This window comes from Gottfriedia sp. NPDC057948 (genome assembly GCF_042887255.1).
Taxonomy (GTDB): domain Bacteria; phylum Bacillota; class Bacilli; order Bacillales; family Bacillaceae_G; genus Gottfriedia.
On record NZ_JBHVPN010000002.1, the window covers coordinates 421,837 to 438,194 of the forward strand.

Sequence of the window (16,358 nt, forward strand, 5' to 3'; positions counted from 1 at the left end):
GATTGGGGCGACAGATAAGGTATACTTATTTACCCATATATTAAAATGCGTTCGTAGCTCAGTGGATAGAGCATCGGTTTCCGGTACCGTGTGTCGCAGGTTCGAATCCTGTCGAGCGCGCTAAAAGAATAAACCGAGTGATAAAATCTGTAAATTCACAGATTTATCACTCGGTTTTTATTTTTCCTCCGTTAACCACTGAATCTCAGTACAAAATCCTATCTTTACCCTACAACTAAAGATGTACTAAAACTCCATCCAATGAAGAATGGGTTCCCTTAACTTAAAATCATATATTTAAAGTAAATAAAGGGAGGTCATTCAAATGGATATGAATTCTTGGTTTCTTGAAGAAATGGCTCAAATCAATAAAGATGAAATAGAAAGAGAATTAAAATTTAATGAAACCTATAAACTGTACTCAACATCTAAAAAGAAAAAATACTGCATCGACTTAAAAATCATTAAATTCTATATCTAAACTGAAGACTGTTTAAAATATTTACTAAAAAAAGATCAGATAAATTTTATAAATATAAAATTTATCTGATCTTTTTACTCCTTCTATTTTTTTCCTCTATCCTTTTTCTTAAATATATGATATATTACTCTTTGCGATGAGCTAATTTGAGTAAGACGAGAGATATGCGCAAGCTAAACGCGCGGATGTGGCCGCCCGGTCTCTCGCCTCAAACGCATCAAGACGTCTGCTGCGGCAGGCGTCTTTCTTTTTGTTCATTTCTTTGTGTATAATAGTACATATTATAATTGAAGGGAATGTTTTTGTGTTAACGATTACAGAATACACTGTAGAAGAAATAAAAGATCCATTTGGTATCATTGAAGGGGATCGATATGAGTTTATACTTTATATCAATGTACCAGAGGATGATGAATTATATAATGAAAAAGGTATATACATAAAAGCGCTTTTTGGAGTAAAAGGCGACGAGTCGAAATTAATAAAATATGACTTGTATGAAGCTGAGTCAAATCAGTATTTAGATTTTGATTTGGAAGAAGATGAAGAAAAAGAAGTATTCGAATTTTGTAAAACTCATTTAACAGTTGAAGATTAATATTAATGTGTTATTAAATGACACACTTCAGCTTAGGAGATATCCTATTTTGGGTATTTAACAACACACTATTGATTAATTGTAAACACAGTACCAATTGTGTGTACACACATATAAAACACTAATATTTTGAATAAATGTTACGTTTTGAAAACCTTGATTTATCAAGGTTTTTTTGTTGTGATTTTAAATAAATAGATTTTTTTGAATATTGGCACAGAATTTGCAATATTTAAATTGATAACACAACTTGTCCTTGTAACGCGTAATTCTTTTGTCATTATTTGTAAAAATGTAAGCGTTTCACCGACGAGAAAAATTGAGGAGGTGTAGGATGAAGATCTTATTGGTATGTTCTGCAGGAATGTCGACTAGTCTACTTGTTACAAAAATGGAACAAGCAGCTAAGGCAAAAGGAATTGAGGCAACAATATGGGCTGTTGCTGGTGATGAGGCAAAAGATAATTTAGTCAAAGCGGATGTATTACTTCTTGGTCCTCAGGTTCGTTATCTAGTCTCAGAAATGAAGAAACTAGCTGAGCCTAAAGGGATACCAGTAGATACGATTAATCCGGTGCATTATGGATTGATGAATGGTGAAGCTGTACTAGAAATGGCTTTAAATTTGAAAAAATAAAACGGGGAATTAAAAATCTAGAGAGAAAAGAAGGTGTATTTGAATGATGCATTTTGCTGAGAAGTATATAATGCCTGCCGCAGCGAAGTTTGGTAATCAACGTCATTTGTTAGCGATCCGTGATGCGTTAATTGGAATGATTGCCATTACGATGATTGGAGCTTTTGCTGTACTTATTAATAACTTAGGTGGAGCAATCCACGGCTACGATAAAATGATGGAAACAGTCTTTGGTGCAAACTGGAAAACACTAGGCAGTGATATTTGGTGGGGAACATTTGCATTTATGACAGTATTTGCCGTAGTAGGGATTGCGCATAGATTAGCTCGTTCTTATGGTGATGAAGGTTTTGAAGCAATGCTTGTTGCATTAGCGTGTTACTTTGTACTTGTTCCACAATCATTAGCTGCAGTTTCTGTTACGTTAAATGGTGGTAAGACAGCTACAGGTGGAACTTGGGGATTTATTAGTTGGAATTCATTAAACTCAACGGCTTTATTTACAGGAATTATCGTTGCGATTGTTGCGACTGAAATTTTTGTACGTTTAGGTAGAGTGAAACAATTAGTTATTAAATTACCAGATGGCGTTCCACCTGCAGTATCAAAAGCATTTGCAAAGTTGTTACCTGGTATGTTAACAATCTTTATCGTTGCATTAATTGGCTTATTGTTCAGATTATACATTTCAAACGGCGTATTCTTTAATGAGTGGTTAAATTCAGTTCTTGTAAAACCGTTAACTGATGCAGCCGATTCATTAGGATTTGCAGTTGCGATTGCATTCTTTGTACATTTCTTCTGGGCACTTGGATTACATGGTCCAAATATTTTAGGGGGGATTACAACTCCTTTATTAACAACTCTAGGTAACCATAACATCGATTTATATGCAAAAGGTGTGACAGATCTAGATAAGTATTCAGTCTTAGCAGGGCCATTCTTAGATGCATTCGTATATATGGGTGGATCAGGTACTACAATCGGTTTGCTTGTAGCAATGTTCTTAGTTAACCGTAAACGTCATAAACAGATGATTGCTTTAGGAACACCACCAGGATTATTTAATATTAATGAACCTATTATTTTCGGTTTACCAATCGTGTTAAACCCAGTCTGGTTAATACCATTTATCTGTACTCCAATTATTTTAACCATTATTTCTTATTTAGCTGTTCAATCACATATTGTTTTCCCAGTTGTTTCTACAATCCCTTGGGTAACTCCACCAGTTATAGGTGGCTATTTAGCAACAGGTGGTCACTGGAGCGGTGCAGTTTTAGCCCTTGTTAACGTAGTGATTTCAATCGTTATTTACTTACCATTCGTTGTAGTAGCAGAAAGAATGGAAGCTAGAAAGTCAACTGAAACAACGACCAGTAGTAATTCATTAAATGTATAATAGATGTGAAGGAGAAGAGTGCAAATGCCTACCGACACAAATAATGAACAAATTGCATTTCAGCTTATATTACATTCCGGTAATGCTAAGAGTTTATTAATGGAAGCAATGTATAAAGCTCGTGATGGAGAGTTCGAGGAAGCTCGTAGAAAAGTAAACGAGGCAAATGCCGAACTTAGGCTGGCTCATCATTCACAAACTTCACTTATACAAAGTGAAGCAGGAGGGCAACAATACAAAATTAATATTCTTTTAGTACATGCACAGGATCATTTAATGAACACTTTAACAACAAGAGATTTAGTAGAAGAAATTATTTATTTACATGAGAAAATTTCACTTTAATAATTGCTAAAAAAAGTGGTGTAGACTAATTCTACATCACTTTTTTTCATAGATTACATAGAACAAATTGTATAATTTAAGTAAGAATCGAAAAGTGTTTTAAAACACTATAATTTAGTGTACTTAAATCATGACACACTAACAGGGTAATAACACACTAAAACAATTTCAGAAGTTTAACAAACTAGATTTAACACACTAGCTGTTTTAAGCTACTTTCCTTTTAAAGAAGAAAAAAAGATTTTATGACGATGAGTCCTTATAGGACAAGGTTTCATTGTGTAAATTACATATTTTTGAGAATGTCAGAAAAAGTTGGCACGCCATTTGCTATATAAAGAGTGTACAAAATAATTTAATTTGTAGATGCTACTAGGAACTGTTTCTTACTTTTAAACAAATCTGTAAGCGCTACACTAAATCTAAAACTGGAGGAATAACAATGAATATTTTATTAGCTTGTTCAGCAGGAATGTCTACTAGTTTACTAGTAACTAAAATGGAGGATGCAGCAAAAGCAAAGGGGATTGAAGTGAAAATTTGGGCAGTTTCGGGTGATGCTGCAAAAGAAAACTTAGATAAAGCAGATGTTCTTTTATTAGGTCCACAAGTACGTTATTTAGCTGCTGAAATGAAAAAAGTTGCCGAGCCAAAAGGGATACCAGTTGATGTAATCAATCCAGTACATTATGGACTTATGAATGGTGAAGCTGTTTTAGAATTAGCACTTAGTTTAAAAAAATAGTCATGTACGTTGCATACATTTAAACCAAAAGGGAGTCTTAAAAAATGATGAGTTTTGTAGATAGATATATAATGCCAGCTGCAGCAAAGTTCGGTAACCAACGTCATTTATTAGCAATACGCGATGCGTTAATCGGGATGATTGCCATTACAATGGTCGGTTCATTTGCAGTTTTATTTAATAATTTAGGTGGAGCGATCAAAGGTTACGACAAAATAATGGAAGCTCTTTTTGGAGTGAACTGGAAGACATTAGGTGGAGACATTTGGTGGGGAACATTCGCATTTATGACTGTTTTTGCAGTTGTAGGGATTGCTTATAAATTGGCACGTTCTTATGGTGATGAAGGATTCGAAGCAATGCTTGTTGCATTAGCGTCATATTTTGTACTAGTGCCACAATCATTAAACACTGTAACGGTTACATTAGAAAATGGAAAAACAGCTACTGGTAGTGTTTGGGGATTAGTGAACTCTACTTATACTAATTCAACTGCACTTTTTACCGGAATAATCGTTGCCATTATTGCAACAGAAATTTTTGTTCGCTTATCAAGAATAAAGCAATTAGCTATTAAATTACCAGATGGTGTACCACCAGCAGTTTCCAAAGCATTTGCAAAGCTATTACCTGGTATGCTAACAATCTTTGTGATCGCGATTGTTGGATTACTATTCAGATTATATTTATCGGATGGAGTATATTTTAATGATTGGTTAAGCTCAGTGCTTGTTAAGCCATTAACGAATGCTGCAGACTCTTTACCGTTTGCAATCGGTATAGCATTCTTTATTCATTTCTTCTGGATGCTTGGCTTACATGGACCAAATATACTAGGTGGAATTACGACACCATTATTTACAGCTTTAGGAAATGAAAATATTGATTTAGCAGCAAAAGGTGTTACAAAGTGGAGTGAATACAATGTAATGGCGGGCCAGTTCTTTGATGCATTTGTATTCTTAGGTGGATCAGGTGCTACGTTAGGGTTAATCATTTCAATGATATTAATTAATCGAAAACGTAATAAACAAATGATTGGATTAGGTGGGGCACCAGGTTTATTCCAAATTAATGAACCAGTTCTTTTCGGATTACCAATCGTGTTAAATCCAATGTGGTTAATTCCATTCATTGGTACACCAATTATCTTAACAGTTATTTCATATTTAGCGATTTCTTTAGGCATGGTTCACCCAGTAACTACGAATATTCCATGGGTAACACCACCAATTTTAGGTGGGTGGTTGATTACAGGAGGACATTGGACAGGTGCAGCCTTAGCAGCATTTAACTTAGTGATCTCAGTGGTCATCTATTTACCTTTCGTTGCATTACAAAGACGAATGGAATCTAAAAAAATGAGAGAAGCAGCAAATAATCAAAGTGCTGCAATGTAATGTAGTTTGAGGAGGATACGAAATGAGTACTTTAACGACAATTGAGCAAACAGCATTCCAATTAATCTTACATGCAGGAAACGCAAAAAGCTCTTTAATGGAAGGTATGCAGGCTGCTCGAGCGGGTAATTTAGAAGAAGCAAATAGTAAGATTGAAGAAGCAAAGAAAGAATTAAATCTTGCGCATCAGGCACAAACTTCGTTAATTCAAGGTGAAGCACGTGGAGAGAATGTTGAATTAAGTATCTTATTAATTCATGCTCAAGATCATTTAATGAATGCATTAACGATGAGAGACTTAGTAACAGAAATAATTTTCCTACATGAAAAATTAAATAAATAAGAGAAAATAGAAAAGTAGTTTTCTAGAATGACCGGGCTACTTTTCTCCTATCATATAGAAGGAGTGAAGAAAATGAGAAACGGTATTAAAATAGCAACAATTGGTGGCGGTTCAAGTTATACTCCAGAATTAGTTGAAGGATTTATTAAACGTTATGATGAACTACCTGTAAGAGAGTTATGGTTAGTGGACATTGAAGAAGGTAGAGAGAAACTTGAAATCGTTGGAAACCTTGCGAAAAGAATGGTAGAAAAAGCAGGAGTACCAATGGAAATTCATTTAACACTTGATCGACGTGCTGCTCTTAAAGATGCTGATTTTGTTACGACACAATTTCGTGTAGGCTTACTTGAAGCTCGTATGAAGGATGAGCGTATTCCTTTAAAATATGGGGTAATTGGTCAAGAAACAAATGGTCCAGGTGGTCTGTTTAAAGCACTTCGTACAATACCGGTTATTTTAGATATCGTTAAGGATATTGAAGAGCTTTGTCCAAATGCTTGGCTCGTAAACTTTACGAATCCTACGGGGATTTTAACAGAAGCGATTTTAAGATACACAAATTTCCGTAAAGTAGTTGGTTTATGTAATGTACCAATTCATATTCACATGAACATTGCAAAAGGTCTAGGGGTAGAAGCTGAGCGTGTGCATATTGATTTTATGGGATTAAATCATATGGTTTATGGAACGAAAGTATTATTAGATGGAGAAGATGTAACAAGTCGTGTTGTAAGTGAGTTTGCACGCCCTGCTGAAAGTATGACGATGCAAAATATTAAGGCAATGGATTGGAATCCTGATTTTATAGAAGCACTTGGAGCGATTCCATGTCCGTATCATCGCTACTACTATCAAACGAAAGTAATGCTAGAGGAAGAGCTTGAAGCAGCGAAAAAAGATGGTACGCGTGCTGAAGTTGTAAAAAAATTAGAAGAATCATTATTTGAATTATATAAAGATCCTAATTTAAATATTAAGCCACCACAATTAGAAAAACGCGGTGGAGCTTATTATAGTGATGCTGCATGCCGATTAATTTCATCTCTATATAACAATAAAGGTGATATCCAACCTGTTAACACAATGAATAATGGTGCTATTGCATCAATTCCAGATGATTGTGCTGTTGAAGTAAGTGCCGTTATTACAAAAGATGGTCCAAAACCACTTACAATGGGTGATTTGCCGGTTGCAGTACGCGGTTTAGTTCAACAAATTAAATCATTCGAACGTGTTGCTGCAGAAGCTGGCGTAACTGGTGATTATAAAACAGCATTACTTGCAATGTGCATTAACCCACTAGTTGGATCTGATCATTTAGCAAAACAAATTCTAGATGAAATGTTAGAGGCTCACAAAGAGCATTTACCTCAATTCTTCAAAAACGAAAAAGTGGCAGCAAATTAACGATTAAAAAGAGGGATGTAGCTCGAATGAAAGAGTGCATCCCTTTTTATCATACTAAAAAAAGGGGAATGAATGATGACAAAGCTTATTGTAAATGCAGATGATTTCGGGTATTCAAAAGGTGTAAATTATGGCATTATTGAAGCACATTTAAATGGAATAGTGAACTCCGCGACTATGATGATGAATATGTATGCTGTGGAGCATGGAATTGAATTAGCAAAATTACATCCTACATTAGGATTAGGTGTACATCTTGTATTAACTGCGGGCAAACCATTATTAACAGGTCTACAAACAATTGTAGATCAAAATGGGGATTTCCTTAAAAATAGCTATTGGTATGACAATCCAGTTATAAATGTTGAAGAAGTTGAAAAGGAATGGGATGCTCAAATTCAAAAGTTTCTTTCTTATGGATTGAATCCTTCACATCTAGATAGTCATCACCATGTACACATGACTCCAATTCTACACCCAGTAATTGCAAAGTTATCGCAAAAGTATAATCTTCCAGTCCGAATTTCTCCAAAGAGTCAAATAGACGGAATCACACCTTTTACGGATCAATTATTAACCGATTTTTATGGTAGTGATATTCCTATAAACTATTTTGAGACAATAGAAGACAGAATAAATAATCGTATTGAGTCAGTAGAGGTAATGGTACATCCTGCATTAATAGATAATTATTTAAAAAATGGTACATCTTATTGCTTTGAGAGATTAACAGAACTAGATATCTTAACGAACTCAAAACTTCCTAAGGGAGTAGAGTTAGTAAAGTATTAATATAGTGTAAAAAGCCAAAAGCCAGTTCCTTCATCGAAGTAACTGGCTTTTTTCTTATTTTATATAAAATTCTTCATCTAATCTGCTAATTTCATTTCTAGAATAAAATTCCATTAAGTAACATATTTCATCATCAGGTATGATAATGTCACAAGCATCCTCAATTTGTTGCATTATTTTTTTAATTTTTAAATATAGCATATAGTCACTATTTATTTTATCTTCTTTATCTTTAAATGGGATTAGAGGTTGTGAGTTTTGAATTCGGTCGATCATGCAACTCATATGAATAACAATTCCCATTAGATCCTCATTTTTGAAAAATGTATCTGTTTGGACTTGTATATCATTTAAGGCACGTCTAATCACACTAATTACTTTTTTAGCATCCTTTAAAGAAATAGTCTCTTGTAATGTTTCAGCCATTTTTAAATACGTTTCTTCATAAGTGATCAATTCTTGTATTGTCTTTGTAGCCTTCATATTTAATACATCCTGTAAATGAAACGTATTAAATGGAACATTTATATCAAAATTTGAAACAATACAAACGATACTTCGTTCTTTAGATATATCATTTAACATTTTTTGTAATTCATCTTTATTTAAAAGGCTAATTGGTACGATTTCTAGCATCTCTTTATCATAGACCAAGTTATTCGCTAGTATATTTTTAATGGCTATTGCACTTCCCTGACCAGTCAGACATGCAGTTAAAATGACAGAACGATTAAATTCAGGTTGTTTCGTTTTATTCGCATGAGAATTGATGAAGAAAGTAGTTAAGTTTCGCACGTCCTGATAAAGCTCGTCTAAGTTATAACCTAGTGTCGCTTTTCTAGAAGCTTCGATTACATGTGCAGTACTTACCATTTGAATCACTCGTACAGGAATTGAAAATTCAGCTTCAATTATGTCACCGATATATGATAGTGACCCCATATCGATGCAAAGTAGAATTCCATTTAATTTACCTAATGATTTAATATAATCTTTTACACGAATTAAAAAATCTTGAGGTGGTTCACTTAATGGCATATCAATACCGATAACTTCCTCGTTTTCTAGTAGCTCATTTGTTACATTTGCCATCTCTCTAGCAATACCATTACCGTGAGCTAAAACTATTACTTTTACATTTGAACTAGGCACTTTAAAATCTTCGTTTCCATAAACGAAAAACATCGTTATAAATGCTACTTCATCAAATGGGATTGAAACATTTGAAAAATCTTCAATCATTTTTACACATTCAATTGAAACGGAAAACTCTTTTTTATACTGATCTCTGATTTGCGTAATATTTGGATGATAAATTTTCTTGTTTGACTGTATACGTTGTAATAGCGTTTGTATATGTAGGCTAAGTGCAACAAGGATTTTTTCGTTAAATCTCTTACTTAATTTTTCTTCTGCTAGTTTTAGTACTTTTTCACTTAGTGAAACGATTTCAGGCTTGATTATTTTTTGGACATTTTCTTTACTAGATAGTTTACGATTTATAGAAGTTAAATAATGCGTGAAATAGCTTTCGATATCGTTTTCCATTAGTAAGGATAACTCGTCCTGAGCAACGCCACGTTGTTTCAGTTCTTCGTATTTTGTATCAATTCGGTCATAAATTGTATCTGCAGAGGGATCCAATTGTTGGTTACTCGTAATACCCTTTGTTGGTGAAAATTCGAAATGCTCGTTTAACAGTGTGACAGCATGCTTTACTTTTTTTTCAATGAATAAGCCTTCCTTAACATACCAGTTCAAATCAGTGCTATAAATACGTATTTTGTCATGTTTATGTGTAATAAAATCTGCGTAAGCCTTTGCACAAGCTAATTGAATGTCGGCTTTAAGTTGTCCGATATTGTTTTGACACGAATAAAATAGAAAAGAGCGAATAGTATTTGCACTTACAACAATCTCTTTTCCTAGACGAACACTTTCTTCCGTGAAAAATCGTTTAATCAGTGTCAATCTCTCTTCATATGTTCGATCACGAAGAGCTGGTAATGTAATGACCATTGGGATCCGGCGCGTAAATGTAGATAATAAAGTGGATCCGGGATCCTCTGTTGTTGCTGAAATGATTAAAACATTCGATGTTCGTTCGTTTTCTGTCTCTCCTAGTCTTCTATACAACTTATAATCAATAAACGTAAATAACATTTCTTGACCTTCAGGAGTAAGACGATGAACCTCATCTAAAAATAATATTCCATTATTTGCTTTTTCAAGTAGACCTTTTTGTTCTGTTGCACCTGTATAAGCACCTTTTCTTACACCGAAAAGCTGACCTAATAATAGTTGTGGATTATTTGCATAGTCTGCGCAATTAAAAATAATGAATGGAGAATCCTTTTCTAAAACATTCGAATGAATTGCGAAATCATGCATTCTTTTTGCAAAAGCAGATTTACCAACACCAGTCTCACCGAGAATTAATGTATGCATTCCATTTGGTGGATAGAGTATAGCTGATCTTGCTTTTTCGATGGCAGGTCTTAAACTAATATTTTCCTCATAGAAATATTCATATTGATAGTCTGAACTTGCTATCTTAATATGAGATTTATTCGTTTGTTGTAAAGTATGAGATAGAAGTTTAAATACGACCGGTCTAGAATTTGTTTTAATTAATAATTCTTCTTTAGCTAATTTATTTAAATCACTGCTAACGTTTGCTCTATCTAAACCAAGCTTTTGAGCAATCTCATTAGCGGTAAAACCTTGCTCCTTACTTTGAAGAAAAACTTCATAAATTTGATTTTTTCTGTTCATAATGGCCCACCCATCATAAAGAGTTGTATACTTTTACTATACAGGAAAAAGTAAACGTTTTCACTATATTTAAATTAGTATAACAATTCGTCAAGTACTATGAAAAAGATAAATATCGAGTAAAATAGTAATAAGGGAGTGAAGTAGTATGGAAATGAATTTAATGCAAAAACAATCATTGAAACTTGCAATGACTCAGGAACTACGACAAGCCATTACAATGCTTCAATTTAATGCCCAAGAACTTACTGATTTTTTATTTGAGCAATCATTAGAAAATCCCTTAATTGAAGTCGAAACTCCTTATAACGATTACACTTCTTCAAAAGTCAAACAACAAACTACTTCCAGCGGACAAGGAATGGAGTTATATACTCGCAGAACAGAAACATTACAAGAAGAACTTGTTAGTCAGTTAAATGAGTTGAGAATTGATAATGAGGAATATAAAATTATAAAATATTTAATTTATAACCTAGATAAAAATGGATTTTTGATGGAATCAGACGAAGAGCTTATACATGAATTAAATATTTCTTTCGTTCAATTACAAATCTGCATTGAAACACTTCAACGTTTTGAACCCTCAGGAGTTGGAGCAAGATCGGTTAAAGAGTGCTTATTAATTCAACTAAATGGACTTGAAGTTGATACAACTATTGCAAAACAGGTTATTAAAGATTATTTTGATTTGTTTGTTAATAAAAACTGGAAAGAAATAGCGAAAAAACTTAAGATTAGCTTACCTGATTTACAAAAAGAAATTGACTTAATTTTAACCCTTCAGCCAAGGCCAGGTTTAAATTATTTCCAAGACCAAGTAAATTATGTAGCTCCTGATTTAACAGTTGAAAAAATAGGCGGCGAATTTGTTGTACTGATTAATGATAAAATTATGCCGCGTTTAAGAGTACTTAATGAATACTCTTCAATTTTAAATGGTCAACATGAGAAGGAAGTTTCAACTTATTTAAAGGATAAAAATACGCAAGTTAACTGGTTAATGAAAAGTTTGGAAGAACGAAAATCAACGATGTTAGCTGTAATGAATTGTATTCTTCGAAAGCAAATTGCTTTTTTTGAAAAGGGTCCTGCAAATTTAAAAACGCTTACTTTAAAAGAGATAGCGGAAGAACTTTCATTACATGAATCGACAATTAGCCGTACTTGTAAAAACAAATATGTACAGACACCATTTGGTTTATATGAAATGAAGAAATTCTTCCATCAAGGTGTAAATGTGGACGGCGAGGAGCTCGCATCAACGAGTGTACAGGTATTCATCAAGCAACTAGTAGATGGAGAAAACAAAGAAAAACCATTATCAGATCAAAAGCTAGTTGAATTATTAGCTGAAAAACATGGAGTGGAAATCTCTAGAAGAACTGTAGCTAAATATAGAGATATACTTAGAATTCCTGGTTCATCAAAACGAAAGCGCTTTAGTTAAAAAGGAGAATGGGATGTCGATTAAGTTAACTTTATTTACAAAAGAGAATTGTGGATTATGCGAAGAAGCAAAAGATGCAATTCGTTTGGTTCAATCTGAATATGAAATCGAAATAAATGAAATTGATATTTATTCTGATGACGCATTATTAGAGGAATTTCAACTAATGATCCCTGTTATTCAAATGAATGGGGAAACAGTTGCATACGGAAAAATTCATAAAATTGACATATTAAATGCCATAAATGGGTAGTTATCAGTTGAAAGAAATGATTGACCCTGTTACAATGTAAATGTAGCAGGGTTATTTCACTTCTGGAGTAAATCTTGTTCAAAAAAACAACGTTGAAAAACGCTGTAATTTTTTTAAAACAAGTGGGACATAATATGTCATAGTGGGACACATTAAGACCCAGGTGAATACTCTGTGAAAGAGGAGATGAAAATGAACCAAGTTTTAAAGCTACAACAAAAATTATTACCTGATCTAATACCTGTTATCCAAAAAAGATTTCAAATCCTACAATATATACGAATTATGCAACCGATTGGTCGTAGAAACTTGTCTGCAAGTGTAGGGTTAACAGAAAGAGTACTTAGATCAGAAGTTGCTTTATTAAAAGAGCAAAGACTGATTAATGTTGCATCTTCTGGCATGACATTAACGGATGAAGGACTAAGCTTACTTCTAGACCTAGAAGAACCAATGCGTGAACTGTTCGGTTTGAAAAATATCGAAGACTTGCTTAAGGAAACATTTAATCTTAAAGAAGTAATCGTTGTTTCAGGCGATAGTGACGAGCTGGACTGGGTAAAAAAGGAGATGGGTCGAGCTGCTGTTGGTTGTATAAACCAAAGGCTAGAAACAAATAATATTGTTGCTGTTACTGGTGGTTCCACTCTAGCTGCCGTAGCTGAAATGATGAATGATGACTCTAAAGATCTAAATACCTTGTTTGTACCAGCGCGTGGCGGTTTAGGTGAAGAAGTAAGAAATCAAGCAAATACGATTTGTGCAAAAATGGCAGAAATGGCAAAAGGTAATTATCGATTACTTCACTTGCCAGATGAACTTAGTGAAGAAGCCTATCTAACAATGATGGAAGAACCAAGAGTAAAAGAGGTTCTTAATTTAATTCGATCTTCTTCAATTGTCGTTCATGGCATTGGAGATGCATTTACGATGGCAAAACGAAGACAGTCTTCATCAGAACAGTTAGAAATCTTAACTGAATCTGAAGCTGTAGGAGAGGCATTTGGATATTACTTTAATGAAAATGGTGAAGTTGTTTACAGAGTAAGAACAATTGGTTTACAACTGAATGAATTGGAGAAGATACCTTATGTACTGGGAGTAGCTGGAGGATCTTCTAAAGCAAAAGCAATGGCATCTTTCTTAAAGAAAGGTCATGTAAACATCCTCGTCACAGACGAAGGAGCAGCAAAAGAGTTAATTAAAGGATGTACCCTTTAAAATAAAAAAAGCTTCTACCTATTAAAAGGAGGAAATTAAAAATGGCAACTAAAATTGGTATTAATGGATTTGGACGTATCGGACGTATGGTTTTCCGCGCAGCTTTAAACAACCCAAACGTAGAGGTTGTAGCAATTAATGACTTAACAGACGCTAAAACTTTAGCTCACTTATTAAAATATGATTCAGTTCACGGTTCAGTAAACGCTGAAGTAGCAGTTAACGGCGATTCAATCGTTGTAAACGGAAGCGAAATTAAAGTAATTGCAGAGCGTGACCCAGCAGTTTTACCTTGGAGCGATTACGGAGTAGAAGTTGTAGTAGAATCTACTGGTCGTTTCACAGATAAAAAAGACGCTGAAAAACACTTAGGTGGATCAGTTAAAAAAGTAATCATCTCTGCACCAGCTTCTAATGAAGATATCACGATCGTAATGGGTGTAAATGATGACAAATACGATGCAGCTAGCCACAATGTAATTTCTAATGCTTCTTGTACAACTAACTGTTTAGCTCCATTTGCTAAAGTATTAGACGAAAAATTCGGTATCAAACGTGGTATGATGACAACTGTTCACTCTTACACAAATGACCAACAAATTCTAGATTTACCACACAAAGATTTACGTCGTGCACGTGCTGCTGCAATGAGCATGATCCCAACAACTACTGGTGCTGCTAAAGCAGTTTCATTAGTATTACCTCAATTAAAAGGTAAATTAAACGGTGGTGCTGTACGTGTACCAACTGCTAACGTATCTTTAGTTGACTTAGTAGTAGAATTAAATGCTGAAGTTACTGCTGAAGAAGTAAATGCTGCATTTAAAGCTGCTTCTGAAGGCGAATTAAAAGGTATCTTAGGATACTCTGAAGAGCCACTAGTATCAATCGACTATAACGGTTGCACAAACTCATCTACAATCGATGCATTATCTACAATGACTATGGAAGGCAACATGGTTAAAATCCTTTCTTGGTACGATAATGAAACTGGTTACTCAACTCGTGTAGTTGACTTAGTAGCTCACATCGCTTCAAAAGGTCTATAATTTTAATAAAAATTAATATGAGGGCGAGGGGATTTTCCTCCCCTCTTTTGTTTGAAAAAATCCTCTTTTGTCACTAATCCAACACAATATTAAAAAATACTCTAGAAATAAATTCCAATTGATATACATAATCTGTTAAAATTGCGGTGACAATATCACAGAATAGATACGACTTTATATGAGACGGATCGACCAGTGGGATTGAAAATGGATGAATAAAAACAATACTGGAGGCACCTACTATGAACAAAAAGTCATTACATGACATTGATGTAAAAGGAAAACGCGTATTTTGCCGTGTAGATTTTAACGTACCAATGGCAAATGGAGAAGTTACAGATGATACTCGTATTCGTGCTGCTCTTCCTACGATTCAGTATTTAATAGAAAACGGAGCAAAAGTTATTTTAGCATCTCACTTAGGACGTCCAAAAGGACAAGTAAATGAAGACATGCGTTTAAATGCAGTTGCAACACGTTTAAGTGAAAAATTAGGTAAAAACGTTATTAAAGCTGATGAAGCATTCGGACCTAAAGTTCAAGAAGAAATCAGCAAAATGAACGAAGGCGATGTTTTATTATTAGAAAACGTTCGTTTCTACCCAGGCGAAGAGAAAAATGATGAAGCTCTAGCAAAAGAATTTGCTTCTTTAGCTGATGTATATGTAAACGATGCTTTTGGTGCAGCACACCGTGCACATGCTACAACTGCTGGTATTGCTAAACATATCCCAGCTGTAGCAGGGTTCTTAATGGAAAAAGAAATTAATGTTTTAGGTAAAGCACTTTCTAATCCAGAGCGTCCATTTACAGCTATTATCGGTGGAGCGAAAGTTCGAGATAAAATTGGCGTAATAGAAAACTTATTAGAAAAAGTAGATAACTTAATTATTGGTGGCGGACTAGCTTATACTTTCTTAAAAGCTAAAGGCTATGAAATCGGTCAATCTCTTTTAGAAGAAGATAAAATTGATTTAGCAAATGAATTTATACAAAAAGCAGAAGCTAAAGGCGTTAAATTCTATATGCCAATTGATGCAATTATTGCTGACAAATTCGGTGAAGATGCTAATACTCAGGAAGTTGATATTGATAGCATTCCTGCAGATTGGCAAGCTCTTGATATTGGTCCAAAAACAACTGCTCTTTATGCAGATGTAATTAAGAGCTCTAAATTAGTCATTTGGAATGGACCTATGGGTGTGTTTGAAATCGATAAATTTGCACAAGGTACAAAAGGAGTAGCACAAGCATTAGCAGATTCAGATGCTTACTCAATTATCGGTGGAGGAGACTCAGCAGCTGCTGCTGAAAAATTCGGCTTAGCAGATAAAATGAGCCATATTTCTACTGGTGGCGGTGCTTCATTAGAATTTATGGAAGGTAAAGAGCTTCCTGGAGTAGCATTATTAAACGATAAATAAGTCTTATAGCTTTACAATATTTAGTAATTGAAA

Annotated in this window: 16 protein-coding genes and 1 tRNA gene; 16 read left to right on the top strand and 1 reads right to left on the bottom strand. The window is 34.2% G+C overall.

All coding sequences use genetic code 11. The features are described 5' to 3' along the window. The first annotated feature begins 47 nt into the window (after positions 1 to 47). The 11 genes from ACFVRR_RS05940 to chbG all read left to right on the top strand — a co-directional run bounded on the left by ACFVRR_RS05940 (position 48) and on the right by chbG (position 8,153). Positions 48 to 120 (top strand) — tRNA-Arg (locus ACFVRR_RS05940). Between the two features lie 205 nt (positions 121 to 325). Continuing rightward, positions 326 to 481 (top strand): hypothetical protein, encoded by a 156-nt coding sequence (locus tag ACFVRR_RS05945; RefSeq protein WP_387325789.1) that lies wholly within the window; start codon positions 326 to 328, stop codon positions 479 to 481. Positions 482 to 785: 304 nt separating this feature from the next. Continuing rightward, positions 786 to 1,079, top strand: coding sequence for a DUF6509 family protein (locus tag ACFVRR_RS05950; protein WP_335483863.1), 294 nt, complete (start codon positions 786 to 788; stop codon positions 1,077 to 1,079). Between the two features lie 334 nt (positions 1,080 to 1,413). Then, positions 1,414 to 1,716, top strand: coding sequence for a PTS sugar transporter subunit IIB (locus ACFVRR_RS05955; protein WP_387325792.1), 303 nt, complete (start codon positions 1,414 to 1,416; stop codon positions 1,714 to 1,716). Positions 1,717 to 1,759: 43 nt separating this feature from the next. Further along, on the top strand, positions 1,760 to 3,118 hold the full coding sequence (locus tag ACFVRR_RS05960) for a PTS sugar transporter subunit IIC (protein WP_387325795.1): 1,359 nt from the start codon (positions 1,760 to 1,762) through the stop codon (positions 3,116 to 3,118). Positions 3,119 to 3,142: 24 nt separating this feature from the next. Next, on the top strand, positions 3,143 to 3,463 hold the full coding sequence (locus tag ACFVRR_RS05965) for a PTS lactose/cellobiose transporter subunit IIA (RefSeq protein ID WP_387325798.1): 321 nt from the start codon (positions 3,143 to 3,145) through the stop codon (positions 3,461 to 3,463). Between the two features lie 442 nt (positions 3,464 to 3,905). After that, complete coding sequence (locus ACFVRR_RS05970) at positions 3,906 to 4,208, top strand: PTS sugar transporter subunit IIB (RefSeq protein ID WP_097973524.1); 303 nt, start codon at positions 3,906 to 3,908, stop codon at positions 4,206 to 4,208. Positions 4,209 to 4,252: 44 nt separating this feature from the next. Further along, complete coding sequence (locus ACFVRR_RS05975; protein ID WP_387325802.1) at positions 4,253 to 5,608, top strand: PTS sugar transporter subunit IIC; 1,356 nt, start codon at positions 4,253 to 4,255, stop codon at positions 5,606 to 5,608. A 22-nt stretch (positions 5,609 to 5,630) separates the two neighbouring features. Next, positions 5,631 to 5,951, top strand: a complete 321-nt coding sequence (locus ACFVRR_RS05980) for a PTS lactose/cellobiose transporter subunit IIA (RefSeq protein WP_029715362.1) — start codon at positions 5,631 to 5,633, stop codon at positions 5,949 to 5,951. Positions 5,952 to 6,023: 72 nt separating this feature from the next. After that, on the top strand, positions 6,024 to 7,361 hold the full coding sequence (locus ACFVRR_RS05985; protein ID WP_387325806.1) for a 6-phospho-beta-glucosidase: 1,338 nt from the start codon (positions 6,024 to 6,026) through the stop codon (positions 7,359 to 7,361). Positions 7,362 to 7,436: 75 nt separating this feature from the next. Next, a complete protein-coding gene (gene chbG / locus ACFVRR_RS05990) occupies positions 7,437 to 8,153 on the top strand; it encodes a chitin disaccharide deacetylase (protein ID WP_387325808.1) in 717 nt (238 codons plus the stop codon). A gap of 54 nt (positions 8,154 to 8,207) precedes the next feature. Here chbG and ACFVRR_RS05995 read toward each other — a convergent pair whose 3' ends face one another. Further along, positions 8,208 to 10,928, bottom strand: coding sequence for a sigma-54-dependent transcriptional regulator (locus ACFVRR_RS05995; protein WP_387325811.1), 2,721 nt, complete (start codon positions 10,926 to 10,928; stop codon positions 8,208 to 8,210). Positions 10,929 to 11,076: 148 nt separating this feature from the next. Between ACFVRR_RS05995 and rpoN the strand changes: the two genes are divergently transcribed. From rpoN to ACFVRR_RS06020, 5 genes are all read left to right on the top strand, one after another. After that, the gene (rpoN, locus tag ACFVRR_RS06000) at positions 11,077 to 12,378 is read left to right on the top strand and encodes an RNA polymerase factor sigma-54 (RefSeq protein ID WP_387325813.1); all 1,302 of its coding nucleotides are present in this window, start codon (positions 11,077 to 11,079) and stop codon (positions 12,376 to 12,378) included. 19 nt (positions 12,379 to 12,397) lie between these two features. After that, positions 12,398 to 12,631, top strand: coding sequence for a glutaredoxin family protein (locus ACFVRR_RS06005; protein WP_097973595.1), 234 nt, complete (start codon positions 12,398 to 12,400; stop codon positions 12,629 to 12,631). Between the two features lie 192 nt (positions 12,632 to 12,823). Further along, positions 12,824 to 13,852 (top strand): sugar-binding transcriptional regulator, encoded by a 1,029-nt coding sequence (locus tag ACFVRR_RS06010; protein WP_387325816.1) that lies wholly within the window; start codon positions 12,824 to 12,826, stop codon positions 13,850 to 13,852. Positions 13,853 to 13,893: 41 nt separating this feature from the next. After that, positions 13,894 to 14,901, top strand: a complete 1,008-nt coding sequence (gene gap, locus ACFVRR_RS06015; protein ID WP_097973513.1) for a type I glyceraldehyde-3-phosphate dehydrogenase — start codon at positions 13,894 to 13,896, stop codon at positions 14,899 to 14,901. A 242-nt stretch (positions 14,902 to 15,143) separates the two neighbouring features. After that, positions 15,144 to 16,325 (top strand): phosphoglycerate kinase, encoded by a 1,182-nt coding sequence (locus tag ACFVRR_RS06020; RefSeq protein ID WP_387325819.1) that lies wholly within the window; start codon positions 15,144 to 15,146, stop codon positions 16,323 to 16,325. Positions 16,326 to 16,358: the final 33 nt, after the last annotated feature.

What these genes read in the sequence shown, in the direction of transcription:
- gap (WP_097973513.1), top strand. Translation starts at nt 13,894, where the DNA reads ATGGCAACTAAAATTGGTATTAATGGATTTGGACGTATCGGACGTATG.
- ACFVRR_RS05965 (WP_387325798.1), top strand. Translation starts at nt 3,143, where the DNA reads ATGCCTACCGACACAAATAATGAACAAATTGCATTTCAGCTTATATTA.
- chbG (WP_387325808.1), top strand. Translation starts at nt 7,437, where the DNA reads ATGACAAAGCTTATTGTAAATGCAGATGATTTCGGGTATTCAAAAGGT.
- ACFVRR_RS06020 (WP_387325819.1), top strand. Translation starts at nt 15,144, where the DNA reads ATGAACAAAAAGTCATTACATGACATTGATGTAAAAGGAAAACGCGTA.
- ACFVRR_RS06010 (WP_387325816.1), top strand. Translation starts at nt 12,824, where the DNA reads ATGAACCAAGTTTTAAAGCTACAACAAAAATTATTACCTGATCTAATA.
- rpoN (WP_387325813.1), top strand. Translation starts at nt 11,077, where the DNA reads ATGGAAATGAATTTAATGCAAAAACAATCATTGAAACTTGCAATGACT.
- ACFVRR_RS05980 (WP_029715362.1), top strand. Translation starts at nt 5,631, where the DNA reads ATGAGTACTTTAACGACAATTGAGCAAACAGCATTCCAATTAATCTTA.
- ACFVRR_RS05945 (WP_387325789.1), top strand. Translation starts at nt 326, where the DNA reads ATGGATATGAATTCTTGGTTTCTTGAAGAAATGGCTCAAATCAATAAA.
- ACFVRR_RS05985 (WP_387325806.1), top strand. Translation starts at nt 6,024, where the DNA reads ATGAGAAACGGTATTAAAATAGCAACAATTGGTGGCGGTTCAAGTTAT.
- ACFVRR_RS05995 (WP_387325811.1), bottom strand. Translation starts at nt 10,928, where the DNA reads ATGAACAGAAAAAATCAAATTTATGAAGTTTTTCTTCAAAGTAAGGAG.
- ACFVRR_RS05955 (WP_387325792.1), top strand. Translation starts at nt 1,414, where the DNA reads ATGAAGATCTTATTGGTATGTTCTGCAGGAATGTCGACTAGTCTACTT.
- ACFVRR_RS05960 (WP_387325795.1), top strand. Translation starts at nt 1,760, where the DNA reads ATGATGCATTTTGCTGAGAAGTATATAATGCCTGCCGCAGCGAAGTTT.
- ACFVRR_RS05970 (WP_097973524.1), top strand. Translation starts at nt 3,906, where the DNA reads ATGAATATTTTATTAGCTTGTTCAGCAGGAATGTCTACTAGTTTACTA.
- ACFVRR_RS05975 (WP_387325802.1), top strand. Translation starts at nt 4,253, where the DNA reads ATGATGAGTTTTGTAGATAGATATATAATGCCAGCTGCAGCAAAGTTC.